Annotated in this window: 21 protein-coding genes; 11 read left to right on the top strand and 10 right to left on the bottom strand. The window is 58.4% G+C overall.

The window, feature by feature from the left end; translation table 11 throughout:
• Window positions 1-14: 14 nt before the first annotated feature.
• Window positions 15-506 carry a low molecular weight protein-tyrosine-phosphatase gene (locus tag L6990_RS11095; RefSeq protein WP_237204265.1) on the bottom strand — a complete coding sequence of 164 codons (492 nt, stop codon included), beginning with the start codon at window positions 504-506 and terminating at the stop codon, window positions 15-17.
• Window positions 507-871: 365 nt separating this feature from the next.
• Between L6990_RS11095 and L6990_RS11100 the strand changes: the two genes are divergently transcribed.
• Window positions 872-1,252, top strand: a complete 381-nt coding sequence (locus L6990_RS11100) for a hypothetical protein (RefSeq protein WP_237204266.1) — start codon at window positions 872-874, stop codon at window positions 1,250-1,252.
• Window positions 1,252-2,133 (top strand): hypothetical protein, encoded by an 882-nt coding sequence (locus L6990_RS11105; RefSeq protein ID WP_237204267.1) that lies wholly within the window; start codon window positions 1,252-1,254, stop codon window positions 2,131-2,133. The genes L6990_RS11100 and L6990_RS11105 overlap by 1 nt, the downstream gene beginning before the upstream one ends.
• A gap of 90 nt (window positions 2,134-2,223) precedes the next feature.
• On the opposite strand, the gene L6990_RS11110 is transcribed toward L6990_RS11105, so the two are convergent.
• Window positions 2,224-2,406, bottom strand: a complete 183-nt coding sequence (locus L6990_RS11110) for a hypothetical protein (RefSeq protein ID WP_237204268.1) — start codon at window positions 2,404-2,406, stop codon at window positions 2,224-2,226.
• A gap of 141 nt (window positions 2,407-2,547) precedes the next feature.
• On the opposite strand from L6990_RS11110, the gene L6990_RS11115 reads away from it, so the two are divergent.
• The 6 genes from L6990_RS11115 (at window position 2,548) to L6990_RS11140 (ending at window position 9,663) form a co-directional block, all read left to right on the top strand.
• On the top strand, window positions 2,548-4,185 hold the full coding sequence (locus L6990_RS11115) for an FAD-dependent oxidoreductase (protein ID WP_237204270.1): 1,638 nt from the start codon (window positions 2,548-2,550) through the stop codon (window positions 4,183-4,185).
• Between the two features lie 174 nt (window positions 4,186-4,359).
• The gene (gene dnaK, locus L6990_RS11120; RefSeq protein ID WP_237204272.1) at window positions 4,360-6,207 is read left to right on the top strand and encodes a molecular chaperone DnaK; all 1,848 of its coding nucleotides are present in this window, start codon (window positions 4,360-4,362) and stop codon (window positions 6,205-6,207) included.
• Between the two features lie 2 nt (window positions 6,208-6,209).
• Window positions 6,210-6,806 carry a nucleotide exchange factor GrpE gene (locus tag L6990_RS11125; protein ID WP_237204274.1) on the top strand — a complete coding sequence of 199 codons (597 nt, stop codon included), beginning with the start codon at window positions 6,210-6,212 and terminating at the stop codon, window positions 6,804-6,806.
• A 110-nt stretch (window positions 6,807-6,916) separates the two neighbouring features.
• Entirely contained in the window at window positions 6,917-7,936 is a 1,020-nt protein-coding gene (locus tag L6990_RS11130) for a DnaJ C-terminal domain-containing protein (RefSeq protein ID WP_237204275.1), read from the top strand.
• Window positions 7,937-7,938: 2 nt separating this feature from the next.
• Window positions 7,939-8,373, top strand: coding sequence for a heat shock protein transcriptional repressor HspR (locus L6990_RS11135; protein ID WP_237204276.1), 435 nt, complete (start codon window positions 7,939-7,941; stop codon window positions 8,371-8,373).
• A gap of 261 nt (window positions 8,374-8,634) precedes the next feature.
• Entirely contained in the window at window positions 8,635-9,663 is a 1,029-nt protein-coding gene (locus L6990_RS11140) for an LLM class flavin-dependent oxidoreductase (RefSeq protein WP_237204304.1), read from the top strand.
• 132 nt (window positions 9,664-9,795) lie between these two features.
• On the opposite strand, the gene trmB is transcribed toward L6990_RS11140, so the two are convergent.
• The 6 genes from trmB to L6990_RS11170 all read right to left on the bottom strand — a co-directional run bounded on the left by trmB (window position 9,796) and on the right by L6990_RS11170 (window position 16,977).
• Complete coding sequence (trmB, locus tag L6990_RS11145) at window positions 9,796-10,614, bottom strand: tRNA (guanosine(46)-N7)-methyltransferase TrmB (protein ID WP_237204277.1); 819 nt, start codon at window positions 10,612-10,614, stop codon at window positions 9,796-9,798.
• 139 nt (window positions 10,615-10,753) lie between these two features.
• Window positions 10,754-12,427, bottom strand: coding sequence for an alanine/glycine:cation symporter family protein (locus tag L6990_RS11150; protein WP_237204278.1), 1,674 nt, complete (start codon window positions 12,425-12,427; stop codon window positions 10,754-10,756).
• 164 nt (window positions 12,428-12,591) lie between these two features.
• Entirely contained in the window at window positions 12,592-12,999 is a 408-nt protein-coding gene (locus tag L6990_RS11155; protein WP_237204279.1) for a hypothetical protein, read from the bottom strand.
• 180 nt (window positions 13,000-13,179) lie between these two features.
• Window positions 13,180-14,403: an MFS transporter gene (locus L6990_RS11160; RefSeq protein ID WP_237204280.1), complete on the bottom strand. Its 1,224-nt coding sequence runs from the start codon at window positions 14,401-14,403 to the stop codon at window positions 13,180-13,182.
• Between the two features lie 84 nt (window positions 14,404-14,487).
• Window positions 14,488-15,321: an HNH endonuclease family protein gene (locus L6990_RS11165; protein WP_237204281.1), complete on the bottom strand. Its 834-nt coding sequence runs from the start codon at window positions 15,319-15,321 to the stop codon at window positions 14,488-14,490.
• A gap of 216 nt (window positions 15,322-15,537) precedes the next feature.
• Entirely contained in the window at window positions 15,538-16,977 is a 1,440-nt protein-coding gene (locus L6990_RS11170; RefSeq protein WP_237204282.1) for a TY-Chap domain-containing protein, read from the bottom strand.
• A 150-nt stretch (window positions 16,978-17,127) separates the two neighbouring features.
• On the opposite strand from L6990_RS11170, the gene L6990_RS11175 reads away from it, so the two are divergent.
• The 3 genes from L6990_RS11175 to L6990_RS11185 all read left to right on the top strand — a co-directional run bounded on the left by L6990_RS11175 (window position 17,128) and on the right by L6990_RS11185 (window position 21,470).
• A complete protein-coding gene (locus tag L6990_RS11175; protein ID WP_237204283.1) occupies window positions 17,128-19,458 on the top strand; it encodes a Tex family protein in 2,331 nt (776 codons plus the stop codon).
• A gap of 193 nt (window positions 19,459-19,651) precedes the next feature.
• Window positions 19,652-20,518: an aldo/keto reductase gene (locus L6990_RS11180; protein WP_237204284.1), complete on the top strand. Its 867-nt coding sequence runs from the start codon at window positions 19,652-19,654 to the stop codon at window positions 20,516-20,518.
• A 118-nt stretch (window positions 20,519-20,636) separates the two neighbouring features.
• Window positions 20,637-21,470, top strand: coding sequence for an aldo/keto reductase (locus L6990_RS11185; protein WP_237204285.1), 834 nt, complete (start codon window positions 20,637-20,639; stop codon window positions 21,468-21,470).
• Window positions 21,471-21,624: 154 nt separating this feature from the next.
• Here the strand turns inward: L6990_RS11185 and L6990_RS11190 are convergent, their stop codons facing one another.
• A complete protein-coding gene (locus L6990_RS11190) occupies window positions 21,625-22,935 on the bottom strand; it encodes an MFS transporter (RefSeq protein WP_237204287.1) in 1,311 nt (436 codons plus the stop codon).
• Between the two features lie 10 nt (window positions 22,936-22,945).
• Window positions 22,946-26,671, bottom strand: coding sequence for a DEAD/DEAH box helicase (locus tag L6990_RS11195; RefSeq protein ID WP_237204288.1), 3,726 nt, complete (start codon window positions 26,669-26,671; stop codon window positions 22,946-22,948).
• Between the last annotated feature and the right edge of the window lie 295 nt (window positions 26,672-26,966).

Below are 26,966 nucleotides of genomic sequence, written 5' to 3' on the forward strand. Positions count from 1 at the left end.
GAAGAAAGCAGACATTACTGGCTTTCTAGCGCTTCTTCAACGTACGCCAGGACGCCAGGTACCGCTGCGCGAATCATCTCAAATGTTTCGTAGAAATCCTCTTGGTCTCCGTACCAAGGGTCATAAATGCCTAGGTCTTCTAACGGTAGATGCGTTACAGCGGGGTCAAACTCTCGCATGAGCCGAACCTTTGCCGCCGCTGCATCATTCGGTGCCAGCCGTTTGAGGGCTTGATGGTGGTTAGTGTCCATCGCAAGAATGAGGTCAAAGCGGTAAAAATCTTGGCTATTAAACTGCTGGGCGCGGTGAGTTGTGGCGTCGATACCTAGCTCATCCAGCACCTTTTGAGCGCGGCGGTCTATGGGGTTTCCTCGCTCTTCGTTGGAGATGCCACTTGAGGCTACTTGGAGGGGTAGATCGGCGCGTGCGGCGGCGTCCTTGAGGAGGAACTCACCGGTGGGTGAGCGGCAAATATTGCCGGTGCAGACTGTCATGACTTTATACATATCCATATTTTTTCATGCGGAAGATGAGCTTGTATAACGTGCACAAAAACCTTAGAAACTTGTGTATAAAAGTATCTGCTCGGGCGGAAAACTGTACCCAAACTGTGTATAGTCTTACAAGTACACACACTTGATGGTGTTTAGGCGGTCACGCCGGTTCATACAGCAGTGAGCTAGAGGAACACCATACGCTCAGTTTCTTGAGTTTCTTTCGAGATGACGAAAGCCCCACACCCCACACAGGTGCGGGGCTTTTGCGTTTTCCGGACGTCGGGGTGGCCGAACCCTGGTTTTGTGCAAATGCTACGGTAGGCAGATATGCTGCATAAAATGGCACTGACAATGACGTCTCACCGAAACTAGATATGACGACAAAATCTCACGAGACCCCAGCCCTTAAGCAAAAAGCGGGTAACTATATAGCCCTGCTCGGTTTACCAATTTTATTTGTTCTCATGCCGTGGGTGCTAGCTGTGGCTCTGCCTCATCACGTTGTTCCAGCCGTTCTGGTGGTTACGCCCCTAGCCTTGGTGGTTCTGAGCGTCTACGAAGCGATAACCTACCGGCCCAGCATCACCTTTGGCCTGGTAGCTGGGGCTTCGATGTGGTGGGCAAGTAGGCTGTTTTACCCGGACGGAGCGGGCTGGTATGTGCCGATTGTTCTGTTGATTGTGATTGGGGCTTCTCTGCCCTGGGGTAAGAAATTCGTTACCGAGTGGAGTAAATCCGCAGAGGACGAGAGCTAATGCTGCGCTGGAGCCTTGAGCACCCAACCGCCGGGCAGATAGTACTTGAGCGGGGTTCAGACGCTGAGTTTTGCGCGCTTGACCCTGATTGGCCAGAGCAAGAACCTCAGGGCAAAGAAGAGAGCGAACCCAACGAATCGCGGGCGGGTGCTGGTCTTCGGGGGCGGGTACTGAGCTATTTGGCACGTCCCAGGCAAAGAGTGCGGGTACTGGTGAACGGTGAAGTAGTGGGCAGATACTCCGGGACACCTGCCACTATTAACCTGAAGAAAAATCTGGCCAGCGGTAAATTCTCTACACCCAAAACTGTGGCACCCAGCCAGCCCCAGCTGAGGCTAACAAAAAACTTTGTGGATGAGCTGCTCCTCGTTGCCTATAAGCACGGGGCTGAAGACGAATACATTGAGCTGGACGCACCACCCGGTAGCCGCGCTGAGGCATATCAGGCGACTTTGGACGTCAGCCCAGCCAAGAGAGCTTTGTTTCCCTTCTTGTTTGGCCTGGGGAAATCTGCCTGGTACATCGTGGGCCTGATTCTGGCGCCTCTGGTGTCGCGCATCATCAAGTGGCTAGTGGGCCAGCTACCTGAGTTTAATGTGGCAGCGCCACAGATAGATCTGCCTGTGCCGGTTTTGCGGTTGCCCAGCCCTCCCGATATCGATATCCCCGCGCCCCAGTGGAAGATTCCCTGGCCCGATATATCTCTGCCCACCCCGCCCGATTGGGTCTTCTTTCTGCTGGAGCACTCTAAGGCATGGGTGCCACTTGTCATTGCGAGCGGTGTGGCTGTCGCAGCGGTGCGGAACTCCAAGAAATCAAGACGCCGGAAGGCTCAGCTGCAGAGCTCTGCGGACGGCAGGCAAGACGTCCACCGCGACTAAAAATGTAATACCCCCGCACTTTCTCTCTTAAACCTGAGAAAAAATCCTGGTCAAAGAGAGAATGTGCGGGGGCATGTGTATGGCAGAACTTTAGCGCCCGAAAAGACGGGTAAAGAACCCGCCGGAGGGCTGTGCGGCGGCCTTTTCAGCGTCGGTGTGCTTGCCGTTGCACCACTGGCTAGCGGGTACGGACGCCTTGACGGTGGTGATGTGCTGGCCGCAGCCAGTCCAAGTGGTTTTTGAGCAGACTTTACAGGTGGTGGGGCGACACATGGGTTTCTCCTTAGATGTGAAGGTCTAGTTATCAAAACATTATACCCCCCGGGGTATAATGGCAAGGAAGGTTTAAGTTGCTGCTGGTTCACCTCGGTTAAAGAACGGGCGTTCCTCGTAGCGTTAGTGAAAGGTCAAATAATGAACCAGGCTCAGAAAACCGTTGTCATTGTTGGAGGCGTGGCAGGCGGTATGTCTGCTGCCACCCGCTTGCGCCGTCATGATGAATCAATGCGCATCATTGTGCTGGAGAAAAGTGGCTACGTGAGTTTTGCCAACTGCGGCCTGCCCTATTATCTGGGTGGCGTGATTGAGGAGCGAGACAGCTTACTCTTGCAAACTCCTGAATCGCTGGCGCAGCGTTTTGAGCTCGATGTGCGCGTGAATAGTGAGGTTTTGTCCATCGATAGGGCTGCTCAAGCCATCGATGTCAAAACCGCTGCCGGTACTGAAACTCTGAATTATGACGAGCTTATTCTCTCGCCGGGTGCTACTCCCTTTGTGCCTCCCCTATCTGGGGTCGAGCAGGCTCTGACGCTGCGAACGGTGGAAGATGTTGACGCGATTATGGCGCGCACTCATGAGTTGCCCTCTGGCGCGTCAGTTGCTGTGGTGGGCGGCGGCTTTGTGGGTCTTGAGGTTGCAGAAAACCTCTCTCACCGAGGTTTCCACGTTTCTCTGGTGGAAGCTGCACCCCAGGTGATGGCGCCGCTTGATACCGAGATGGCGGCGTTGGTTCACCGCGCCCTCCGTGATGGTGGCGTCGACCTTTACCTAGGTGAGGCTCTTGCGGAAATTCGCCAGAGCAAGATCAAACTTGCCAGCGGCAGTGAAGTGCCTGCTGATATGGTCATCCTTGCTATTGGCGTGCGCCCCGATTCCCGCCTGGCGGCAGGTGCTGGTCTTGCCCTTTCAGAGAGGGGTGGAATTCTAGTCGATGAGCACATGCGTACTAGCGATCCTCATATCTATGCGGTGGGGGATGCTGTGGAAAAGCGGGACGATCTGACCGGCCAGGGGGTGCTGGTTGCCTTGGCGAATACTGCCAACCTGCAAGGACGTCTGGTGGCAGATGTGATTGCAGGCCGGCCTGTTGCTCAGCGCCCGGTGCGGGGCACCTCGATTCTGGGGCTTTTTGGGATGACGGCTGCGAGTGTCGGCTGGAACGAGCGCCGCCTCAAGCAAGAGGGTAGGGATTACCGTGCAACCCATACCCACCCCTCAGATCATGCTGGCTACTACCCTGGTGCTTCGGGGATGTCTCTGAAACTGCTGGTTGATTCAGCTACCGATGAAATACTGGGTGCCCAGGGGGTGGGGGAATCTGGCATCGATAAAAGAATCGACGTCATTGCCACCGCAATGGCCGGTGGCTTGAAAGCTTCCGATTTAGCAGAGCTGGAGCTCGCTTACTCACCCCAGTTTGGCTCGGCTAAAGACCCGGTTAATATGCTGGGCTATATTAACCGCAATATTCGGGATGGATTGGTGGAAACGGTTCAATTCCATGAGTTACAGGATGAGCTGGACGCCGGTGCTCTGCTGGTTGATGTACGAACTCCTGGTGAATTTACCCATTCACCCATCCCCGGTGCTGTCAATATCGAGCTTGATGCTCTGCGGGAGCGCCTGGGCGAGCTGGAAATTGACCGCCCCATCATCGTTCATTGTCAGGTTGGTTTGCGCGGTTATTTAGCCGCGCGCATTTTGAAGCAGCATGGATATCAAGTGAGGAATCTTGATGGAGGGTGGAAAACCTGGAATTCCGCCCAACAGTAACTATTAGTTTCTATTGATCTGCGAAAAAAAGTTGAGCGTCTTTAACTCAAGTCTGTTGACAGAGTTGCCCAAGGGGTGCAGACTGTTAATCAAGACATCCGAGTTGAGTGAAAGGCGCTCAACTTTGAAGATGTCACGAGTGTAAATATCAATCCAATACAAGGAGTAAATCTCATGGCACGTGCAGTAGGCATTGACCTCGGTACCACCAACTCAGTTGTAGCAGTCCTCGAAGGTGGCGAGCCCACCGTTATCGCCAACGCAGAAGGCGCCCGCACCACCCCCTCCGTCGTAGCATTCAGCAAGGACGGAGAGGTTCTGGTAGGCGACGTTGCAAAGCGTCAGGCAGTGACCAACGTTGACCGCACCATCGCGTCCGTCAAGCGCCACATGGGCACCACCTGGTCCCAGGACATTGACGGTAAGGCATACACCGCTCAGGAGATCTCAGCTCGTACCCTCATGAAGCTTAAGGGCGACGCTGAAGCTTACCTGAATGACACCGTCACCGACGCTGTGATCACCGTTCCCGCGTACTTCAACGACGCTGAGCGTCAGGCAACCAAGGAGGCCGGCGAAATCGCAGGCCTCAACGTCCTGCGTATCGTCAACGAGCCCACCGCGGCAGCACTGGCTTACGGCCTGGACAAGGGCAATGAAGACGAACTGATTCTGGTCTTCGACCTCGGCGGCGGTACCTTCGACGTCTCCCTGCTCGAAGTTGGCAAGGATGAAGACGGCTTCTCCACCATCCAGGTTCGCGCAACCTCCGGTGACAACCGTCTGGGTGGCGATGACTGGGATCAGCGCATCGTTGACTTCCTGCTGGAGCAGGTCAAGTCCAAGACCGGTGCTGACCTGTCCAAGGACAAGATTGCTCTGCAGCGTCTGCGTGAAGCAGCTGAGCAGGCTAAGAAGGAACTCTCCTCAGCTACCTCAACTAACATCTCCCTGCAGTACCTCTCCGTTACCGCAGAAGGCCCCATCCACCTGGATGAGAAGCTGACCCGCGCTAAGTTCCAGGACATGACCGCAGACCTGATCGAGCGTACCAAGAAGCCCTTTAAGGACGTCATCTCAGAAGCTGGCGTATCAGTCTCAGAGATCGCTCACATCGTTCTGGTCGGTGGCTCAACCCGTATGCCCGCTGTTACCGAGGTCGTCAAGGAACTCTCCGGTGGCCGCGAACCCAACAAGGGCGTCAACCCCGATGAGGTCGTCGCTATGGGTGCAGCCCTGCAGGCAGGCGTTCTGAAGGGTGAGCGCAAGGACGTTCTGCTGATCGACGTTACCCCCCTCTCCCTCGGTATCGAGACCAAGGGCGGCGTCATGACCAAGCTGATCGAGCGCAACACCGCGATCCCCACCAAGCGCAGCGAAACCTTCACCACCGCTGAAGACAACCAGCCTTCAGTATCCATCCAGGTCTTCCAGGGCGAGCGTGAGTTCACCCGCGACAACAAGAACTTGGGTACCTTTGAGCTGACCGGTATCGCACCCGCACCCCGCGGCATGCCCCAGATTGAGGTCACCTTCGACATTGACGCCAACGGTATCGTGCACGTATCTGCTAAGGACAAGGGCACCGGTACCGAGCAGTCAATGACCATCACCGGTGGCTCCTCACTCTCCAAGGAGGACATTGACCGCATGGTCAAGGACGCCGAAGCACACGCTGAGCAGGACAAGGCACGCCGCGAGGCAGCCGAGACCCGCAACGCAGCTGAGAACTCCGCTTACTCCATCGAGAAGCTCATCAAGGAAAACGACGAGAAGCTGCCCGAGGACGTCAAGACCGAGGTTCAGGCTGATGTGGACGCCGTCAAGGCAGCCCTTGAAGGTGAAGACGATGATGCCGTCAAGGCAGCCTTCGAGAAGCTGCAGGCTTCACAGACCAAGCTGGGCGAGGCACTCTACGCCCAGGCGCAGGCTGATGCAGCTAACGCTGATGCCGGTGCACCCAAGGCTGATGAAGACGACGTAGTAGACGCCGAAGTTATCGACGAAGACGAAAAGAAGTAACCATGTCTGAGAACACCAACGAGCCCCAGGGCCAAGAAACCGATCCGCTGGAAGAAGCCTTCAGTGCTCCTGCCGCTGACGGTCACCCTGAAGCGACCGAGGGTGTCACCGACGAGGCCGCTGCACCGGGTGAAACCGGTGCAGCCGCCGAGGCGGGCGAGACTGCAGAAACCTCTGCAGACGCTGCCCTGGCAGCTGAACGTCTCGAAGACCTCCGCCGCCTTCAGGCTGAGTTCACCAACTACAAGAACCGCACCACCAAGGAAAAAGAGCAGCTGCGTGACTTTGTGATTGGTGACGTCATCGCCTCCCTGCTGCCGGTCTTTGACGACATTGACGCGGCTCGCACCCACGGCGACCTGGAAGACGGCCCCTTCTCCGCAATCGCCAAGAAGCTGGATGAAACCCTCACCAAGCAGGGCCTGGTCCGCTTCGGCGAAATCGGTGACGCCTTCGACCCCCAGGTGCACGAGGCAGTGCTACAGCAGCCCACCGGCGAGGTGGAACCCGACCACGTATCCATGGTTCTGCGCTACGGCTACAAGGTCAACGACCGCGTCGTCCGCACCGCGCAGGTAGCGGTAGCAGTCGCTGAATAAGGCAGACTAAAACCACGGTGGGCGGGCACATCTAGTGCCCGCCCACAGCCCTAACTGGGCAGCAAAAAACTTTTTCTAAACGATGACCGTCTACCCGGAAGGAGACGCACATGGCTAGTGAAAATTGGCTGAACACAGATTTTTATAAGGTACTGGGCGTCTCTGAAACCGCCTCAGACACAGACATCAAAAAGGCCTACCGCAAGCTAGCGCGTAAGTACCACCCCGACCAGAACCCCGGCGACACCGCGGCTGAAAAGAAGTTCAAAGAAATTTCTGAAGCCAATGACGTGCTCTCGGACAAGAAGCAGCGCGAAGAATACGACCAGATCCGCAAGTACGGGGCTGCCGGTTTCGGCGGCGGCTTCCCGGGCGGTGCCGGTGGGTTCCCCGGGGGAGGTTTCCCCGGTGGGGCAGGCAGCTTTAGTTACAGCACCGGTGGTGGCTCCCAGGGCATCAATATTGAGGACTTGCTGGGCGGAATGTTCGGAGGCGGTATGGGCGGTGGCTCATCCCGCGGTGGTTTCCCCGGTGGTATGGGTGGAGGTTTCCCCGGCGGTGCCGGCGGCTTCCAACAGCCCGCCCCCAAGGGGCAGGACGCTACGACCAGTGCCCGCATCAGCCTCAAGCAGGCCTATGAGGGTGCCGAGGTTAGCGTCTTCCGCCCCGGCGGTTCCCAGACCACAGCCCGTCTGCCCCAGGGCGTCAAGGACGGCCAAAAGGTGCGTCTGCGTGGCAAGGGGCACGCCGGTCACGGCGGTGCTGGCGACCTGTTGGTGACCGTGCGAGTGGACGCGCACCCTGTCTTTGAACGCGAGGGCGATAACGTGCTGGTGCGTGTACCCGTCACCCTGGACGAAGCCATTAACGGCACCGTTCTAGAGGTGCCCACCTTGGACGGCAAGAGCGTCAAGCTCCGCCTGGCTGCAGGCTCGCCTGCGGGCCGCAAGATGCGAGCCAAGGGCCGCGGCTTCGTGACCAAGCAGGGAACCGGCGATATGCTGGTGCTACCCGAGGTGCAGGTACCCACAGGCCTTACGGACGAGGCGCAGGAAGCCCTATCCCGCTTCATGGAGCTGGCACCCCAAGGTAACCCGCGCGAAGAACTCTTCAGGAAAGCCGGTGTGTAACCATGGCCTTTGAATCAGACCGACCGGTCTTCGTCATCTCGGTGGCGGCAGAGCTGGCAGGGATGCACCCTCAGACCCTGCGCCAGTACGACCGCCTGGGCCTGGTTCAACCCTCTCGCGCACCGGGTAAGGCCCGCCGCTACTCTGAGCGGGATGTGCAGAAGCTCCAAGAAATTCAGGAGCTCTCGCAGTCAGGCGTATCCCTAGAAGGCATCAAGCGCGTGATGGAACTGGAGCACCAGGTGGAGGCTCTTAAGGCTCGGAATGCTGAGCTTTTGCGAGAGAACGAAGCTCTACTTCACCGTATCCAGGACGGCTCCCGTGTCTTCGCTGCTGGTGCGTCCGGCGATATCGTGCACCTGGCACGCGGCAAGCGTCCTGCTGCCCGCCAGCGCTCCCAGGCCGTGGTGCTCTACCGCCCCAAGAATAGTAAATGAGAGTGACCCCCTTTCAGGTTGTGAATAATGACTGCCTGAAAGGGGCTTTTGTTGTTCTTGGCCATTGCATCACCCAACGGCCTGAAGTGCGCGTTGTGCTGGCTTGTATTGTTTCTTGTGCCTTTCTCTGCACCGTGAGATACTTTCTTTGTAAAATAAATTACCGTCGGATGAAAGGCAAAACTCATGACCTCACACCTCACCGCTGACGACATCACCACCTCAGCTAGCTTGCGCGATAACCTGCCCCCGGTTACCGGCATGGATGTCCAGTTTGGCCTGGACACCTTTGGCGATTCCACCCAAGACCTCGACGGCAAGCCATTGCATCAGGCGCAGGTGATCCGCAACGTCGTGGAGCAGGCAAAGCTGGCTGACCGCGTCGGCATCGACTTTTTTGGCGTAGGTGAGCACCATCGCCCCGACTACGCCGTATCAGCCCCCGACACCGTCCTAGCGGGCATCGCCACCGCAACCGAGCGCATTCACCTGGGCTCAGCCGTAACTGTGCTCAGCTCTGATGACCCCATCCGCGTTTACCAGCGCTTTGCCACCATCGATGCTATGAGTAATGGCCGTGCTGAAGTGGTTCTGGGCCGCGGCTCCTTTACCGAGTCCTTCCCACTCTTCGGTTACAAGATGGAAGACTACAACCAGCTCTTTGCCGAGAAGCTCGAACTCTTCTCCCGTGTTGTCACCGAGGAGCCCGTCAACTGGAACCCCGGCAACCGCACCCCGCTGGTCAACCAGGAAATCTACCCCAAGACCGAAAACGGCCTTGCACAGTGGATTGCTGTGGGCGGTAGCCCCGAGTCTGTGGCTCGAGCAGCCCAGTACAAGATACCGCTGATGCTTGCCATCATTGGTGGCCCGGCAGAGCGCTTTAAGCCCTTCGTGGATCTCTACCACCGAGCCAACGCGCAGCTGGGTAACACCGGTCTGCCCGTTGCCGTCCATTCACCTGGACACATTGCAGATACTGACGAAGAAGCCAAGGCACAGCTGCGTCAGCACTGGATTGCCAACCGCAACAAGATTGGTGCCGAGCGCGGCTGGGGACCAGCCAGCGTCGCCGAGTTCGACAACGAAGTAAATCACGGATCGCTCTACGTCGGGTCACCCGAGACTGTGGCTCAGAAGATTGCCGCTACCGTCAAGGCCCTGGGTATTCAGCGTTTTGACCTCAAGTACTCTAACGGTCCCCTGCCTCACGAGTACTCCATGCGCTCTATTGAGCTCTACGGCACGCAGGTGATCCCGCGCGTGCGTGAGTTGCTGGCTGAGGGCTAAAGTGCCCCGGTTGAAAGATTGAAAGTGGAGCGAGAGCCGGGTCCATCCCGGCTCTCTTTCGTTGAATCATCGCTACTCATTCAGAAATATGCTGCATTAGTACCGCTGGCAGGGGCCATGTGAACAAATCTTCTAGTTACGAATGTAGGTCAGGTCGTGGGCGCGACGCCCTGCTTCGCCTGCCTTACGCTCAAAGCTGGTCAGGGTGCGTCCTTCCCAGCGCGGTGCCCAGCCGCCAATGGGGTCTTCCTCGGTGACACCCTCACCGGCGTGGGCATTGGTGAAGGCGGGGTGAGCATCCAGAACTTCTCGCATCACCAGAGCGTATTCTTCCCAGTCGGTAGCCAGGCGCCAGGTGCCGCCGGGCTTGAGCACGCGGGCAATTTTATCTGCAAAACCGGGGGAGACCAGGCGACGCTTGTGATGGCGTGCCTTGTGCCAGGGGTCCGGGAAGAAAACCCACACCTCATCCACTGAATTTTCGGGTAGCAGATTATCCAGCAGCTCGGGAGCGTTCGCCTGAGCAACCCGCACATTTTCAACCCCTGCCTGGCTCATCTTCAGCAGCAGGTCAGCGATGCCCGGGGTATAGACCTCAACTGCTAGGAAGTCATTCTCAGGCACCTGGGCGGCGCGGTGCACAATCGCTTCACCCAGACCTGAACCGATTTCAAGTACCAGGGGAGCGGTGCGACCGTAGAGCTTCTCCTGGTCAAAAACAGCGCCCTCGGCTACCGAGGTATCACCGATAGCGCGAGGTAAATCCAGCACGTGGCTGGGGGCGTAGGCGTCCCAGGCCTTCTGGCGGCGGGCGGTCAGGCGATCACCTCGGCGCACAAAAGAGTAAGGCTGGCGATGAAAAATCTCGGGTGCCGGTGCGTGGATGTCCTCGCCGGCAGCTACGCGCTGCGCCTTATCCTCTAGATCGGCTTTCTGCTTGTTGGTTTCCATGACTCTCCCTGAGGTCTCGTGCGCCGGCAGTCACCGGTGCGATGGGCAGGGGCACGGAAAACCTAAGTGCACACCTGCACCCTGTGTAGGGCAGCTACCAGTTTACCGGGGAAAGTGCGCATGCACGTTGGCGTCGATTCTAAGGTTTACTGGCCCTGGGATCAGTGGGAGTGCCGAAGGAGGGTTTAGCCTGCTGGATGATGGGCAGTGAACCGGTCTGCAGGGGTATAGAACCGGTCTGTACGTTAGTGAGGGTTACATCGTAGACCGGTGCCGCCTCAGCCGTTGCTGTATGCTCCTCAAGCATCTTTTCGGTAATCACTTTGAGGCTGGTAGTGTCCGGGTGTTCAAGTTCCGGGTTCTTCTGGGATAGGTCAACCTGATGGTCAATCTGGGCATCCAAACCGCCGGGCAGCCCGTACATAAATCCGTCGATGGTATCCACCGTTGCCTCAAAATTGGGGTCATGGGTCAGGTACTTTTTGGTTTCCCGTGCCACCAGGCCAGAGAGCAACAACAGACCTACCAGGTTGGGAAGAGCCATCAGGCCGTTCATTAGGTCTGAGAAAGTAAAGACAATAGTGAGGGGTGCAATAGCGCCCACACCGCACATAATAGCGAAGGCCAAACGGTAGCCGGTGATGGCACGACGTCCGCCACCCAGAGATTCTAGGGCACGCTCGCCGTAGTAGGACCAGCCCAGCACGGTGGAATAGCCCAGGAGCACCAGACAGAAGGTCACGATGTAGCCACCCCAGGCACCGGGCAGGCCGGTAGCGAAAGCCAGAGAGGTCATGGTCGCGGGGTCATCGCCCGTCCAGGTGCCGGTGGTGAGGATGACGAAGCCGGTCATGGAAATAACGATGATGGTGTCCACGAAGGTCTGGGTCATGGACGCTAGACCCTGGCGCACCGGGTGAGAAGTAGCTGCTACCGCGGCGGGAATGGACGCGGTGCCCATACCCGATTCGTTAGAGAAGAGTGAGCGCTGGGCGCCAATCTGCATGGCAATGAGGAAGCCTGCACCCACCGCGCCGCCGGCAGCACCTTCACCGGTGAAGGCACCTCGCAAAATCATGCCAAAAACTTCGGGAATCTGCCCGACGTTGAGCATCACGATGTAGCTACCAAAACCCAGGTAAAGCAGGATCATAAGGGGCACACAAATCGCGGCTATTTTGGAGACAATCTTGATGCCGCCTAGTAGGGCGGCAGCGGTCAGTACAGCCAGTGCAACAGCTGTTACAACCGGTGAGATGCCAAAAGAGTGGTCCAGGTTGGCAGAGATAGCGTTGGACTGGGTCATGTTGCCAATACCAAAGCAGGCAAAGACGCAGCAGATAGCGAACATCGTAGCCAGGAACTTACCGAACTTATTGGGGATGCCCCGTTGCAGGTAGGCTTGCGGGCCGCCAGTCAGTTCCCCCATCTTGTCATAGTGGCGAAAGCGCACACCCAAAAAACATTCCGCGTACTTGGAAGCCATACCCAAGATGGCGGTGACCCACATCCAGAAGAGGGCGCCGGGGCCACCGATGCTGATGGAAAGAGCTACGCCCACAATATTGCCGGTGCCCACCGTAGCTCCGAGGGCAGTGCTCATCGCCTGGAATGATGAAATCTCGCCTTTGAGACCGGGTTGTTTGGCGCGGCGTCCAAACTGGATGCTCATTGCCTTGGTGAAGAGGCGTAGCTGAATCAGCCCCAGCCGCAGGGTCAAAAAGAGGCCGGTTCCCACCAGTAGGGGGAGTAGAAGCCAGGGGCCCCAGATGAAGGAGCTAGCGGAATCGAGTATGTTTTGGAGCGCGTCCATGGTATGTCCTGTGGTGCAAGGGTAGTTTGCCTAGACAGCAATGTACCACGAAATAAACAGCAGGCTGTCGGTTATGACAGGTCATGTGCTGCTGTTTGCAGCCACAAAAAACCCCGCACCTGCTGCTCTGAGAGCAGCTGATGCGGGGCTTAGATCTGGCGTCGCTACTTCTTCTTTGATGAGAAGAGCAGGGCTAGGCCAGCGCCGAGCATGATGAAGTCCTTAGCCAGGCTGGTGCCCTCCTGGGTGGGGCGGATGCCGTCATTCTGGGTCATGTCATCGTTGCCGAAGTACATGGTCAGCATGCCGGCTGAGAAGACGGTCAGACCCAGGCCAGCCAGCTTAGCGGGGACGACGGGGAGCAGTAGTGCAGCACCCAGTGCGGTTTCGCCGAAGGCAAGTGCCTTACCAAACTGCTGATTTGAGAGCTTTTCAACGGCAGGGACGCCGGTGGCTGCCATGCTCTTGAGGTAGCCGTAGGTGCCCTCGTCCATATTCAGCTTGCCGATGCCGGAGTTGAGGATTAATGGGCCAGAAGTTGCGCGTAGAGCTGCGTTTGAAAGAAGGCTCATGAAAATTCCGTTCTGTTGGTTTATCAGTATGACGAAAACTTTACCGTGAAAACATTTTTCTGTGAAATCCATCAACGGAAGACACAGGTTTCAAGCGGAAACAGTCTTGCTACTCCCAAGCGTAATCACCATTGCTTCTTAGCTGAACACGGCACGCCAGGGGAAAGAAAGCTCGTATTTTCACCCTGCTTTTTTGCCCAGGGCTAGAGCTGAAAAAAGAGCAGATACCAGCAGCAGGCCCGTGCAGGCAAGGGCAGTGCCTGACCAGCCAGCAGCCGTGTAGAGCAGGCCTGTAGCCCACCCCACGAGAGCGGACCCAGTGTAATAAAAAGAGTTGTAGAGGGCAGTTGCCTGGGTTTTGGCATCGAGGGAGAGCATACCCACCCAACCAGAGGCAATCGCGTGTGCGGCAAAGAAACCGGTGGTGAGAACAGCTAAGCCAAGCACCACCACCGGCAGGGGGTCCGCCAGGGTGAGCAGAATGCCTGCCGCCATGAGCAGGCAGGAGGCCAGAAAAACAGGTTTGAGTCCGTGTCTACCAGTCAGCCGTGAGGCCGCCCCCGATGACACCGTGCCAAAGAGATACATCAGGAAGAGGAAGGCGATGAGGGTGGGGGAGAGAAAGTAGGGGGGTGCCTGCAGCTTGAAACCGATGTAGTTATAGATACTGACCAGGGCGCCCATCAGAGCGAAACCAGCAAAGAAGAGAGCTAGCACCTGCATATTGGTCAGCAGGCCTCTCATTTTGTGGAGGAAACCCGGTGCAGAGCCTACCCCGCTAGATTCTGGCGAGGCGCCAGGTGTTCGCTGACGGTCGTGGGAGGCTGGTATGAGCGTGATAAAAAGAACCGCAGCTAGTGCCCCCACCACCGAGACAGCGAACATGGAGAGCCGCCAGCTCATGACCTCAGAGAGAGGGCCAGCAATGATTCTGCCTGCTAGCCCACCAATACTGGTTCCCGAGATATAAAGTCCGGTAGCAGCAGCGCGCACCGAAGGGTGGGCTTCTGACACAATGACGGCGACAGCCAGACCAGCCACCCCACCCAGAAAGGCACCCTCAACGGTGCGGAGCAGGAGCATGAGCGGGTAGTGACTGACCCAGGGGGTGAGTAGCCCGAAACATGTGGCACCCAGCACTGCAACGGTCATGGTGCGCACCCGACCAAAACGGTCAGCAACCGACGCCCAGAGTAGGGTGCAGATTGCAAGACCGGCGGTGGCACAGGACATGGTTAGCGCTGCTGTATCTGCAGAAAAACGCAGATCCTGTGCGATGGCAGGTAGCAAGGGCTGGGGGGAATAGAGCTGGGCAAAGGTGGCAAGACCAGCGGCAAACATGGCGATGAGCAGACGGCGGTACTCGCGCGAACCGCGACGATAGCCGGCAAACTCCGTGCTCACTGCTGCCTCCTTGCTGAGCCTTAGGTGGGGCGTCCTTACCCCCTTCTATCTTTATCACGGGTCAGGACGCTTGCCGGATTATTACTAGCGGCTAAATTGCGATCGGTAGGCAGGCTGTTCAGGGCAGGAGCTCAGCACGCGAGCCATGGCACGTTTCTCAGCCGAGGTGACAGACAGCCCGTAGGAGGCTTTGACTGATACTTGGCGGGCCACATATTCGCAGCGGTAGCCCGGTTGCGGCAACCAGGCATCCACGCTCTTATCAGATTTTTCGGTGTTGGGACGCTGCCCGGTTGCCTGAAGGTTCAACGGGTCGTTGGCGAATAGCACCCGCTTTTCATAGCTCCACTGCCAGGCGCCGCTATTCCACGCGTTAGAGAGGGCTACAACGTGATCGATGGGCACCGCTTCACTGGTTTTAGGGCCTCGCTCGAAATGAATCGTTTCGGCGGTGTAGGGGTCAATAATGGTGCCCGCCATGACTCTGCATTTCCCGTTTTTCTCTAGATCCTGCAGATCGCGGGTCAGCACGTCATTGCGCTGATCACAGCCGTTGGAGTCTATATCTGCCCACGGGTCCCCATAAAGATTCCGTTTGTAGGTGCTCTGAGCCGCGCTGTTGCTCACCTCTAAACCGTTCAGCACCTCGGAGGCTTTACCGTAGGTGTGCACCCCGGAGCCGGCAAAACCGGTGCTGACCGACTGGCCCCTGCTGTGCCGGGCGCCATTCAGTGCATCCTCAACATCCCAGTTATAGGATCGAAGCCAAAGAAGACCAGCGACAAGAAGCGTCAGAAGTAAACCTACTGCCAGGACGGCGCGCAGCTTGGCTGGGAAGCTGCCGAACACCCGCACAGCGCCTCTAATCTGACGATTAGTAGGGTTAGGCAGTCTACGGTTAGGGCGGCGAGGAGTCATAAGGGTCTATCCTACTGTGCATTAATTGCCGAGGAGTAGCCGAGCCGGAACACCTTCGACCCCGACTGCGAGTTTTCCGAAGCGAAGCGAGATGAAGCGCAGCGGGCGCGAGCACGCGAGCACACAAGAGCAATCGCCATCAGTTAAGCGCTAGCGTGCTGGTTTGAGCTTGAGGGGTCTGGAGGTGTGGAGAATCGAGGTATGCCCGAGGGCGTTCTAGGATCCGTCGATGGAGACGTAGCCCTCACCGGTGACAGGCACCATGGGGATTGACCCGGTGCTGGGGTTAGCTTCGAGGGCCTGCATATTAGCCGGGTCATCTGACTGGTAGTAGTCCGGCTGGGTGCAGCCCATGCCATAGCGCATGGCGGCGATAATGTCTTGGGCGGCTTCACCGACGGAGAGGAAGTTTTTGGTCCACCTGCCGTTGCTCAAGGGGTTTTCCCAGCCTGCGGCAGCGAGGACCTCATCGGTGATGGTGACATCGATAGATGTGAATTCACTGGCTGAAGTGAGTTCGCAGAAGTAGCCTGCGGGGGAGCGCAGCACACTGGCGTAGTTGGTGTAATCCCCGGTTGCTGCTACTGCGGGGGAGATGTAGTAGAGGTGCAGCGAGAGGCTCCAGGGGAGTTCTTCGAGACGCTGCTGCATGACCTGGGTGAGGCCGTCCCAGGCTTTTAGGGTCTCTTCTTCGGTGCTAAGTTTTTTGGGCTGGACGATGCCGATGCCCTGGGCTGTGATGTCATCAATGTTAAGGGGTTCGGTGGGGTCAGGGTGAGTGGTGCTCCGCACGGGCAGGGCAGCTGAACTGCTGAGGTTCAGGGCGTCATTAATGAGTGAGCGGCCCTCTTGGAGGGCGATGTGCCATGAGCCGTATTTAGCGCGGATAGCGCCCAGGTGAGGTGCTTTGTAGTGGCGGGTGGTGGACTCCGCCCAGTGGCCGTAGAGCATTACGGTGGGTTTGCGGTCGTACCGCACGCAGTAGTTGAGGAACTCGCCCAGGGCGTTGCGGAAAGTGCGGTCGGTGAGGGAGCTTGCTGAGAGCGAGATACCCTGGTCGGCAGCGTCCGGCGGGCAGATACCTGTTTTGAGGAGAGCAACAGACCATGAACGGTCGCCCAGGCGGTTTTCGATGACTGCGCGGGTGGGCGGCCATTCAAGGGTGCCGCCGCTTACCCGTGCTGCCGGGGCGGGAAGGTTCTCGAGCAGATCATCATACTCAGCTTCGTGGAGCTCAGTGTAGGGGTGCTTTGCCAGATACTTCAGGGCGGCTCCCAGCTTGCCCATAATCTCGGAGATGTTCTCAGGGGCAGACCCCAACGAATCGAGCAAGCGGGGTAGATCTTGCAGGATGACGGGGTCAAGGTGAACCGCAGCGTATTCAGGATCTGCCTCAAGGTCGTAGGTTATCGCTACTGCATACCAGAGTGCTGCCGCCATCATTACATTATTGAGCGTTTGTTCCTGGCGCCCGGTAAAAACCCAACGGTCTGAGGCCATTGCGGCCTCGAAGTGTTCACGGTTGATATGGGGGAAGAGAGTAGTGACTCGAGTGTAGACCTCGGCGTGCGTCCACCCCATTGAGACTAGCCCAGAAAATAGGGACTCATAACGGTCGCAAAAAGCCAGATAGTCGGCGTCATCGGTGCTGGTCATTACGGTTCTCCAAGAGCTGTGGGGTAGCACCCTGAACGGATGTCTTCCATAACTTTAGGGTGGCTAGCGTCTGTATGCTACTAGACAGGCTAACTGTTACGACATGTTTTAAAGCTCACCGCTGATCCGCTTAATGAGAAACTAGGAACTATGACGTTAGCAGGCAGCACCCACCGCACGATTGAGCAGACCATTGCAGATGAGCTGGGGATTAAACTTACCCAAGTTCGGGCCGCTGTGCAGCTGCTGGATAACGGGTCAACGGTGCCTTTTATTGCCCGTTACCGTAAGGAAGCCACGGACGGTCTGACCGATGTGCAGCTCCGTGCGCTGGAGGAGCGGCTGCGCTACCTGAGGGAGCTTGAAGAACGCCGCGAAGCAATTGTGCGCACCCTACACGAGCGGGCGCTTTTAACCGATGAGCTGGGTGCAGCCCTGGTTGCTGCAACCACCAAAAATGAGCTTGAAGCTCTCTACGCTCCGCATAAAACCAAGCGTAACACCCTCGCCTTCTTGGCACGTGAAGCCGGTATGGAGTCCCTGGTTGAGGACCTACTGGAAGTGCCTTTCGCTTCTGCCTACGATATCGCTCAGGCCTATGTTGAGCCTGAGCTGGCCGATGCTGAACCGGGCACCGTGGAGCACGTGGTTGCTAACGCTGACAATGCGCTAGAGGGTGCCCGCGCCATTCTGCTGGAAGCTGCTTCGACCGATGTCGCTCTTGCAACAACCCTTTATCAGCGTTTTACCCGCCGCGGGGTAGTAACCGCCCGGCTCGTGCCCGGCCAGGAGGTGGCTGGGGCTAAATTTAGTGACTACTTTGAATTCAGTGAAGAGATCCGCCGCATTCCCTCTCACCGTGTGCTGGCGCTCCTGCGCGCCGAAAAAGAGGGGGCGGTTAAGGTCAGTATCGACGTGGATGTGCTGCCCCCGGCCAGGTCCAAACTGACCGGTGCCGCCCGCGAAGCTGCCGAAATTCTGGCAGAAGAATACGACCGCGAGCGCAGCTGGTACGAGCGCACTGTCGCGGAGTCTCTGGGCATTGGCGCCCAGGTGCTCAACATGGTTTCTGATGAGGAGCGCGTGGTGGGCTGGCTGACAAAGACGGTGCGTCTTGCCTGGCGTCAGCGTCTTTTACCGCGCTTAGCGGGGCAGGTGCGGACTGACCTGTTTGAGCAGGGGCAGAAGGACGCCATCGGGGTGTTTGCTTCTAATCTGCGAGATTTGCTCTTAGCGGCACCTGCTGGTGAGCGCCCCACCCTGGGCCTGGACCCGGGTTTCCGTACCGGTGTCAAGGTAGCGGTTGTGGACGGCACTGGGCAGGTGTTAGAGACCTGCGCTATTTACCCGCACGTTCCGCGTAACCAGTGGGAGGACGCTCTAGCGCGCCTGGAAGAACTGGTAAAGCGCCACGGGGTTCAGCTGATTGCCATTGGCAACGGCACGGCCTCACGCGAAACCGACCGGCTGGCAGCTGACCTGCTCAAGCGACTGACGTCTGCCGGTGTGACCGGGGTGCAGAAGGTGACGGTCTCTGAGGCCGGTGCCTCGGTTTACTCTGCCTCCGAGCTTGCCACGGTGGAGCTACCTGATCTGGATGTATCCCTGCGCGGGGCTGTCTCTATTGCCCGCCGTCTGCAGGACCCGCTGGCTGAGCTGGTCAAGATTGACCCCCAGTCCATCGGTGTGGGCCAGTACCAGCACGACGTTTCCCCCGCAGCTCTGGGCCGTGCCCTGGACGCTGTGATTGAGGACTGCGTGAACGCCGTAGGTGTGCTGGTTAACAGCGCTTCACCGGCCCTGCTGGCGCGTGTGGCTGGTTTCAACCGCACCATTGCCGAGAACATCGTTGCCTACCGCAATGAGAACGGCCCCTTTGCCAGCCGACAAGATCTGCTCAAAGTACCCCGCCTAGGCCCCAAGGCTTTTGAACAGGCAGCCGGCTTCGTGCGCATCATCGGCGGCACCGAACCTCTGGATGCCTCTGGTGTGCACCCCGAAGCCTACCCAGTAGCACGCGCCATACTGGCGGACGCCGGTGCCTCGGTCGGTGCAGTCGATGAAACAGCCCTAGCGCAGCTAAAACCTGCTAGCTACGTCACCGACACCCTGGGCCTACCCACCGTCACCGACATTTTTGCTGAACTCGCCAAACCCGGCCGCGACCCGCGTCCTGTCTTCAAGACCGCGCAATTTGCTGAAGGTATTGAAAGCATCAGCGACCTAGCCCCCGGCATAATCCTCGAAGGCACCGTCTCTAACGTGGCCGCCTTCGGAGCTTTCGTAGACATCGGGGTACACCAGGACGGCCTGGTGCACGTCTCGCAGATGAGCCGCAGCTTCGTCTCCGACCCGCACACCGTGGTCAAATCCGGCGAAGTGGTGCGAGTGCGCGTGGTGGAGGTAGACCCCAAACGCAAACGTATCTCCTTGTCCCTCCTGCTAGAAGACAAACCCGCACCGGCACGCAAGCGCCGCTAAGTTCATCTGAGATTTATCAAAAGTTAGACCCAACCGCTGATTAGCATAGCAAGGGCGAGCTGACCCTCTCGCCCGGTTCGCTTCGCTCACAAGGCGATTCATGCCAGCCCCATGCCAGCTCGCCCTAAGCTACACTAACCCGCGGTTAGGCCCGACTGCATGTATAGAAGTTCACCGTCGAAAGGAAGACCTCATGACTACTCCGCTGACTCTGCCCCTTAATGATGGAAAGAGCATTCCGCAGCTGGGCTTTGGCACCTGCCGTATTGCTCCCGAAAAGACCGAGGGCGCCGTCCTATCTGCTCTGGAAGCCGGCTACCGCCACATCGATACCGCCACCATCTACAAGAATGAAGCCGGGGTGGGGGCAGCGCTCGCCGCCTCTGACCTAGCACGGCAGGATATCTTTCTGACCACCAAACTCTGGAACACTGACCAGGGGCGTGAAACTGCCATTGAAGCCTGTGAGCGCTCGCTGGAAATTCTGGGGCAGGACTACCTAGACCTCTACCTCATTCACTGGGCGCAGCCTGCGATGGGGCGCTACCGGGAATCCTGGGAGGCTCTGGTGGAACTGCGTGAGCGCGGGCTGGTGCGCTCTATTGGCGTTTCTAACTTCACTGCCGCTCAGCTGGATGACATCATCGGGGACACCGGTGTAACTCCCGTGGCCAATCAGATTGAGGTGCACCCCTATCTGGCACAGACTCAGGCGGCAGCAGATAACGCGGCGCGCGGCGTCCTCACTGAGTCTTGGAGCCCCCTGGGCTACGGGCTGGAACTGGGCGACGACACCCTGGGAGAGCTGGCAGCTACTCGCGGTGTAGGGGTTGCTGAACTGATTATTGCCTGGCACATTGCCCGCGGTTTTGTGGTTATTCCTAAGACCGAGACCCCGGCGCGCATGGCGTCTAACTTCGCTGCCCAATTCCTTGAACTCACACCTGCTGAAGTTGAGACCATTACCGCCCTTGATCGCGGGCATCGCCTGGGTGGTGACCCCGCTGAAGGCGACCTGGGCGCACCCACCTACAGCGACCGCCGCAGCTTTACTGCCTAAGACCCTCCACCTTTTATGACGCGAGGTGACGGCACGGTTTCACTACTGCCGAAACCCCTGTTCAGCTAATCCGGCGCTCGCCTAGGCTGAAGGAAAGAACATTTAGGAAAGGAAACTCATGACTGTTTCACCCAACCTCACTTTCAACGATGGCAACGAGATTCCACAGCTGGGCTACGGCGTCTGGCAGGTAGAGAACGATACCGCTGAGAAGGTTGTTGGCCTGGCGCTGGATGCCGGTTACCGCCACATCGATACCGCCAAGATTTACGGCAATGAAGAAGGCACCGGCACCGCGATTGCCAACTCCGGTGTTGCCCGCGAAGACATCTTCCTGACTACCAAGGTCTGGAACGACGAGCAGGGCTTTGAAGCAGCTAAGGCTGCCGCGGAAGCATCACTGAAGCGCCTGGGAACCGACTACGTTGACCTGCTGCTGATCCACTGGGCTAAGCCCTCACAGGGTCTCTACGTTGATACCTGGAAGGCACTCATTGAGCTGCAGAAGGAAGGCAAGGCTCGTTCCATTGGTGTCTCGAACTTCCCAGAGGAGCAGCTGCGAGAGATCATCGCTGAAACCGGCGTGACCCCCGCTATCCACCAGATCGAGCTACACCCCTACTTCGCTCAGGAGAACCTGCGTGAGGTGCACGCTGAGCTGGATATCGTTACCCAGGCGTGGAGCCCCTTGGGTAATGGCTCAGACCTGCTGTCTAACCCGGTTCTGGCTGAGATCGCGCAAAAGCATGACGCCAGCGTCGCCCAGGTAGTTCTTGCATGGCACCGGGCCATTGGCAACGTGGCTATCCCCAAGTCGGTGACCCCCGAGCGTATTGTTGAGAACTTTGAGTCCCTCAAGGTAGAACTGACCGGTGATGAGGTCTCGGCTATTGATGCCCTGTCCCGTGAGGACGGCCGCATCGGCGCTGACCCGGCGACCATCACCTTCTAAACCCGCCCAGTTCTTGAACTGTTAGCTAGTGGCCCGACACCTGTGTGTGCCGGGCCGCTCCTTTGGGTTTTGTTTCTTGCACGAATGTGCGACTTATCGCCGAGCGTGCGCCTCTAAGCCGCACGCTCGGCGTTAGGGCGCACGGTGGCGGTGATTAGACTTGCGGTATCTGCCGGGTATCGGGCACAGGTTCTGGTACGTAGCGCCAGAGGGCAGGCTGCACCAGAGTAGCTAGGGCAATCAGGATGATCACCAAGGCACCACCGGTAAGAGCAGTGGAGGCGCTACCCACTAGCTCTGCCGATGCACCGACCAGTGCGAAGCCCAGGTTGGGCCCACCCGCAACCGTGATAATGAAGAGCCCCTGCAGGCGTCCGCGCAGGGAATCCGGGGCAGCGGTCTGCAAGATCGTGGAGCGATAAACCCCGCCCAGGGCGTCCGCCCAGCCCATAAACGCCAGAGGCAGAGCCGCCAACAGCAGGGGTATAAAAGACTCTGAGACCGAAGAGCTCACCGGCCGCCCCTCGTAGGCAAGAACCACCAGCCCAAAGACCATGAAGCCGCCACCCCAGCCGGCGTAACTGAGCGTTAGAAAACGCCCCTGGCGGGCGATGCCGCCCAAGAAACCTGAGAGGAAGAGGCCCAACAAGGCACCCGCTGGAGCGGCGGCTAGAAGGAAACCAGCACCTGCCTCTCCACCGCCAAATGTCAGTGCTGCCAGTGCGGGAACGAGGGGGCGCACCTGGGCGAAAAGCATGCCCAGGATATCGACCAGGAAGGACATGCCCACCACCTTGTTGCCCTTCACAAAGGCTAAGCCCTGAGCCACTGACCGGAAGCCCCGCACCTTGGGTTGGCCGGTTTCTTCGGGGAGCATAGGCGGTAGCTTGTAGAGCGCCCAGAGCCCGACCATGAAGGCAAAGACGTTAATGAGGTAGGTCCACCGATAGCCCACGCTGGCCACCAGCAAACCGCTGAGCAGAGGCCCCAGACTCATGCCCAGGGTGCCCACGCTCATCATGAGGGTATTAGCAGCGGGCAACAGCCTGCGCTTGACCAGCCGGGGAATGATAGCCCCGCGAGCTGCCTGGTTAATGGGCTGCAGCAGAGACTCGCAGGCAATCAGAGCGTAGAGCACCCAGACCTGCTCCAGCGCCAGCCAGGCCTGCAGAGCGACCAGCATTGCCAGCACCCACATGCCGATAGAAGCGGTCAGAGCCACCTTACGCCGGTCGTAGCGATCGGCAATGACGCCACCGTAGAGCCCACCGAGGATCATGGAAGGCAGGGCAACCAGCCCGGTTAGCCCAACCGCTGCCGGTGAGCCTGTGAGCGCATAAATCTCTAGGGCAATGGCAACCGCAGTGATCTGGTAGCCCACGGTGGAGAACATGCCACCGAGCCAGATCCGCCGGAACTCCGGTGAGGTTTTGAGCGGGGCGGTATCCATAAAGAGCTTGGGCATGAGCTTTAGTTTAGCCAGTGGGGGACGGTCTGTCAGTAGAATCTTCCGGCTCTGACGTGAGTAGGTCCCGCACCTGGGCTGCGGTGAGCTGGCCGCTAAAGAACTGACCCTCATCTACCACAGCATCGAAGAGCGCTGCCTTGGTGTCCTTGAGCTCCATGATCTTCTCTTCAATGGTTCCGGCAGAGACCAATCGGTAGACCATAACGTTCTTGGTCTGCCCAATGCGGTGCACACGGTCTACCGCCTGCTGTTCAGCGGCAGGGTTCCACCAGGGGTCCATGATGAAACAATAGTCGGCGCTGGTTAGATTCAGACCAAAGCCACCTGCCTTGAGTGAAATCAGGAAGACCGGGGCGGTGCCCTGCTCAAAGGCCTCCAAAATTTCCCCGCGGTTGCGGGTAGAACCGTCCAGATAGAGGTAGGGGATGCCCATATCAGCCAAGCGTTCAGCAATCTTTTTCAGGTAGCTGGTGAACTGGCTAAAGATCAGTGCCCGGTGCCCGTCGTGAATAATCTCAGGCAGGTTCTCCTGCAGGTAGTCCAGCTTGGAGGATTCCACTGACCCGTATTTCTCGGCATCGATGAGAGAGGCGTCCAGCGCTAGGCGGCGCAGGGTAGTCAGGGACTGGAAGATGGTAAAGCGGTTCTTATCCATGTCTTCCAGCAGACCCAGAATCTTCTGGCGCTCGCGCTGCAGATGGGTGTCGTAGGCCTTGCGGTGGCCAGGTGCCAGAGGCACGTCCACGCGCACATCGGTCTTCTCGGGCAGGTCAGCTGCCACCAGTTCCTTGGTGCGGCGCTTCATGAGCGGACGCACGCGGCGGCGCAGCCTGCCCAGCGCCTTGGTTTCTTCCCCGGATTCGATGGGGGTAGCGTACGCATCTTTGAAGGCGCGGGCTGAGGGGAAGAGGCCGGGGGCTGAAATAGAGAACATGGACCATAGCTCCATGAGGTTATTCTCCATAGGCGTGCCGGTGACCGCGATTTTGACGCGGGCAGGTAGGTCGCGGGCTGCCTTATGTGCCTTGGTCTTGGCGTTCTTGACGAACTGCGCTTCGTCCAAGATTAGCCCGTTCCAGTCGGCGTCAGCACCGATATGAAAGTAGCTGTCCTCATCCAGACGGAAGAGGGCGTAGCTGGTCACCACCACATCAGCTCCAGCAATGGTGTCTGTCAGCCGTTGCTTGGACTTCCGGGTAGATTCTTCTATGCCCACCACCTTCAGGCTGGGGGCAAAGCGGTGGATTTCCCGCACCCAGTTGGGCACCACAGAGGTTGGCGCGACCACCAGGAAGGGTGGGAAACTCGCCTGGGCTTCACCGGCGTCCTGCGTAGCTTTTTCTGCCTGCTCGGCTTCCCACACTGACTTGGCGTGCAAAAAGAGGGCGATGGTCTGCATCGTTTTACCCAGGCCCATATCATCGGCGAGCACACCACCCAGATACTGTTCCCAAAGGAAGGCAAGCCACTGGTATCCCTCAACCTGGTAGGGGCGCAACTCGGCGGCAAGGGTAGTGGGCACCTCTGCAGGAGAATGATGGTCAAGATCCAGCAGAGCGGCGACCTGCTCGTCCCAGGTAGTAACGGTCTGGGTTTCAGCCGCTAACTCTTCGAGCTCTTCCCAGAGCCCCACCTGATGGCGGCTGATTTCTAGAGGCCCACTCTTATCAGAAAGATCGCGTGCCTCCCGCAGCAGTTCTTGTAATTTCATGAACTCCGGGCGGTCTAGAGCAAAGTACTCGCCGTTGCCCAGCAACAGGTGGGTCTGCCCCTTAGCCAGCGCTGCCAGCACATCTGCGAAAGCAACGTGCCACTCACCGGCTTTGATAGCGATGCCCAGACCGAACCAGTCGCGGCGGCGGGTATCGTCCACGGTAACTACGATTTCGGGGGCTTCATCCAGTTCACGGAACTCCGGCACCTGACCCAGTAGTTCCACCCGAACCCCGTCGATGCCCCGGTAGGCGGGCAGGTAGGTTTCTAGCAGGGTGCGGGTAGACCAGCCCTCAAAACGATTCTTGCCAAAAGGAACGCCAGGGCGTACCCGCTTCACTTCTTTCAGAACCCGGTGCTCATAGGCAGTATCTCGAATATCTGCCCTGTCCTCACCAGGGTAGCCCAGGGCGTCTAGGGCAATGACCTCATCATCGGTGCCCACCGGGTTAGCCGGGTAGTCCCAGCGCCAGCGGGTGGCCGCCTCAAAGCCCTGGCTACCGGGAGTGAACTCCACCGATAAAACCAGCTGCGGTGAGCGGACGGCGGGCAGCTGCACCTGCTCATCTGCGGTAAAGAGGGGCAGGGAGCGGGTGAGCTGGGGGTAGAAATCGCTAAAGAAGGTGGGTACATCGGCGGCAGGTACGGTCACCGGTTCACCGGACACCAGCGTTTCGGCCACCGGTTCCAGCGGCTCTGCCAGCGGAATCAACACCAGCTGGGCATCAGCGCCGAGCCAGGAGGGTCGGTGGCTCTCACCATCTGCTGAGCTGACTTCACTCGGCATCGCCACTTCATCTACATGAGCCAGAGCAGAGGGCAGCGCGGACTCCCAACGGGCGGCGGTGGCAGCGTCAACATAGTGCTTTTGCGCAGCCCCGCCCAGGGCAATAAAACCGCGGCGGGTGACGCCCAGCTTGTGGGTGAGATTGGCCGGCAGAGTGTATCCGCCCCAGCGCAGAATGGGGGTAAGACGCAGAGCATTACTGCTACTGCCGCGTTCGGGAACGGTTTCAAGGCTGAGCTCCACCTCAGGCTCGTCAGCTACCGCTAAACCTGCCTCCTGCCCGTCCAGCAGGATGGGCAGATTCAACTCCTCTGCAGACCGCAAAAGCTGCCAGAGCAGAGAAGAATCAACGTTAGAGATGGATGCCCAATCGCGGTGTGATGAATAGATGGACTGAGACCCGCGAATGACCGCATAGAACTCGGTGAACCAGCTGGCGTGCTCGGGGAGTAGACCCGTGCCGGACGCCCCGGCTGCTGTACCCGAGAATTTTTCCCAGGTCAGCCCACCCTTAATCCACTTGCCGCGGGCACCCATCATCACCGGGCGGGCCTCCAAACTAACCTTGGGAGCCCTATTATTTTTGGTCCAGCCGTACTTACCCGGCACCACCAGCCGTAAATCCAGAGCGCCGGACACCCCGTGCGTCCGGCTATCAAAACTGGGCCGGCTAGAGAGTGAATAGGCCAGAGACCTCCGCCAAGCCGGTAACTTGGACGCCGCCCCATCAACAGGTGGCGCTGTTTGGCTTGCATCACCAGCGGGTAGGGCCAGCTCGGCTTCCCTCTGCGCCATCTGCTGCCGTAGGTCATCCACCAGCTTTTGCTTGTCCTCCATCGGGAGAGAAGCCGACTCGTTGTCAGGAGCAGACCGCCAGGTTGAAGAGTTAGCTGTGTGCGCTTTCTTTGCCTTGGCAGACCGATCAATAGCGGTCAGCATCAGAGCCACCGCATGCTTGCAGTTATGGGACACCGGGCAGGAACAATACGACGTGAAAGACGATGACCCGGTAAGAACTTCAGCCGGGAAAATCACCGTTGTCTCATAAGGTGTGGAGCCGCTACCCGCCACCTGACCGGTCAGCGTCCGGGCGCCCTCATCGTAGGTGTAGCGCACCACCATGCCCTCGCGCATATACCGCTGACCGCGCGTATAAGCACCGTGACCCACCTGCCGAATCAGGGCAGGGGCAGTCACGGGAATCTCGGGAAAAGCTGAGTGAGTGGATGACACAGTAACCTCGGTGCGAAAGCTAGTAAACAGCGGTAACTTGGTGGTGAGTGGAAGCCCTTTGCTGGGTGGGTGCCCTCTCCGCCAGCTGACCCTCTCATGGCTCGCGTCGGGGCGCTCGCCATGATTCACGCCAGACCCGACCAGCCGGCGGAGAGGGCACCCACCCAGCGCAGAGCTTTGCGGCCCAGCTAGCGAATTAACCTAATCGTCTAGCTTATCGCAGACCTAAAGGGTGACGTGAGTAAAGGAAGGGGATGGGAGGGGAAGAAAATCTATGGATCGAATGGTGAAAACC

Origin of the sequence: Rothia endophytica, from assembly GCF_928381505.1 — a bacterium.
In the GTDB taxonomy this organism is placed as follows: Bacteria; Actinomycetota; Actinomycetes; order Actinomycetales; family Micrococcaceae; genus Rothia; species Rothia endophytica_A.

Excerpts from the sequence above, each read along its gene's own strand:
- L6990_RS11105 (WP_237204267.1), top strand. The coding sequence starts at position 1,252 with ATGCTGCGCTGGAGCCTTGAGCACCCAACCGCCGGGCAGATAGTACTT.
- L6990_RS11170 (WP_237204282.1), bottom strand. The coding sequence starts at position 16,977 with ATGACCAGCACCGATGACGCCGACTATCTGGCTTTTTGCGACCGTTAT.
- dnaK (WP_237204272.1), top strand. The coding sequence starts at position 4,360 with ATGGCACGTGCAGTAGGCATTGACCTCGGTACCACCAACTCAGTTGTA.
- L6990_RS11130 (WP_237204275.1), top strand. The coding sequence starts at position 6,917 with ATGGCTAGTGAAAATTGGCTGAACACAGATTTTTATAAGGTACTGGGC.
- L6990_RS11150 (WP_237204278.1), bottom strand. The coding sequence starts at position 12,427 with ATGGACGCGCTCCAAAACATACTCGATTCCGCTAGCTCCTTCATCTGG.
- L6990_RS11135 (WP_237204276.1), top strand. The coding sequence starts at position 7,939 with ATGGCCTTTGAATCAGACCGACCGGTCTTCGTCATCTCGGTGGCGGCA.
- L6990_RS11190 (WP_237204287.1), bottom strand. The coding sequence starts at position 22,935 with ATGCCCAAGCTCTTTATGGATACCGCCCCGCTCAAAACCTCACCGGAG.
- L6990_RS11110 (WP_237204268.1), bottom strand. The coding sequence starts at position 2,406 with ATGTGTCGCCCCACCACCTGTAAAGTCTGCTCAAAAACCACTTGGACT.
- L6990_RS11155 (WP_237204279.1), bottom strand. The coding sequence starts at position 12,999 with ATGAGCCTTCTTTCAAACGCAGCTCTACGCGCAACTTCTGGCCCATTA.
- L6990_RS11180 (WP_237204284.1), top strand. The coding sequence starts at position 19,652 with ATGACTACTCCGCTGACTCTGCCCCTTAATGATGGAAAGAGCATTCCG.
- L6990_RS11095 (WP_237204265.1), bottom strand. The coding sequence starts at position 506 with ATGTATAAAGTCATGACAGTCTGCACCGGCAATATTTGCCGCTCACCC.
- L6990_RS11165 (WP_237204281.1), bottom strand. The coding sequence starts at position 15,321 with ATGACTCCTCGCCGCCCTAACCGTAGACTGCCTAACCCTACTAATCGT.
- L6990_RS11185 (WP_237204285.1), top strand. The coding sequence starts at position 20,637 with ATGACTGTTTCACCCAACCTCACTTTCAACGATGGCAACGAGATTCCA.
- L6990_RS11140 (WP_237204304.1), top strand. The coding sequence starts at position 8,635 with ATGGATGTCCAGTTTGGCCTGGACACCTTTGGCGATTCCACCCAAGAC.
- L6990_RS11125 (WP_237204274.1), top strand. The coding sequence starts at position 6,210 with ATGTCTGAGAACACCAACGAGCCCCAGGGCCAAGAAACCGATCCGCTG.
- L6990_RS11115 (WP_237204270.1), top strand. The coding sequence starts at position 2,548 with ATGAACCAGGCTCAGAAAACCGTTGTCATTGTTGGAGGCGTGGCAGGC.
- L6990_RS11100 (WP_237204266.1), top strand. The coding sequence starts at position 872 with ATGACGACAAAATCTCACGAGACCCCAGCCCTTAAGCAAAAAGCGGGT.
- L6990_RS11175 (WP_237204283.1), top strand. The coding sequence starts at position 17,128 with ATGACGTTAGCAGGCAGCACCCACCGCACGATTGAGCAGACCATTGCA.
- trmB (WP_237204277.1), bottom strand. The coding sequence starts at position 10,614 with ATGGAAACCAACAAGCAGAAAGCCGATCTAGAGGATAAGGCGCAGCGC.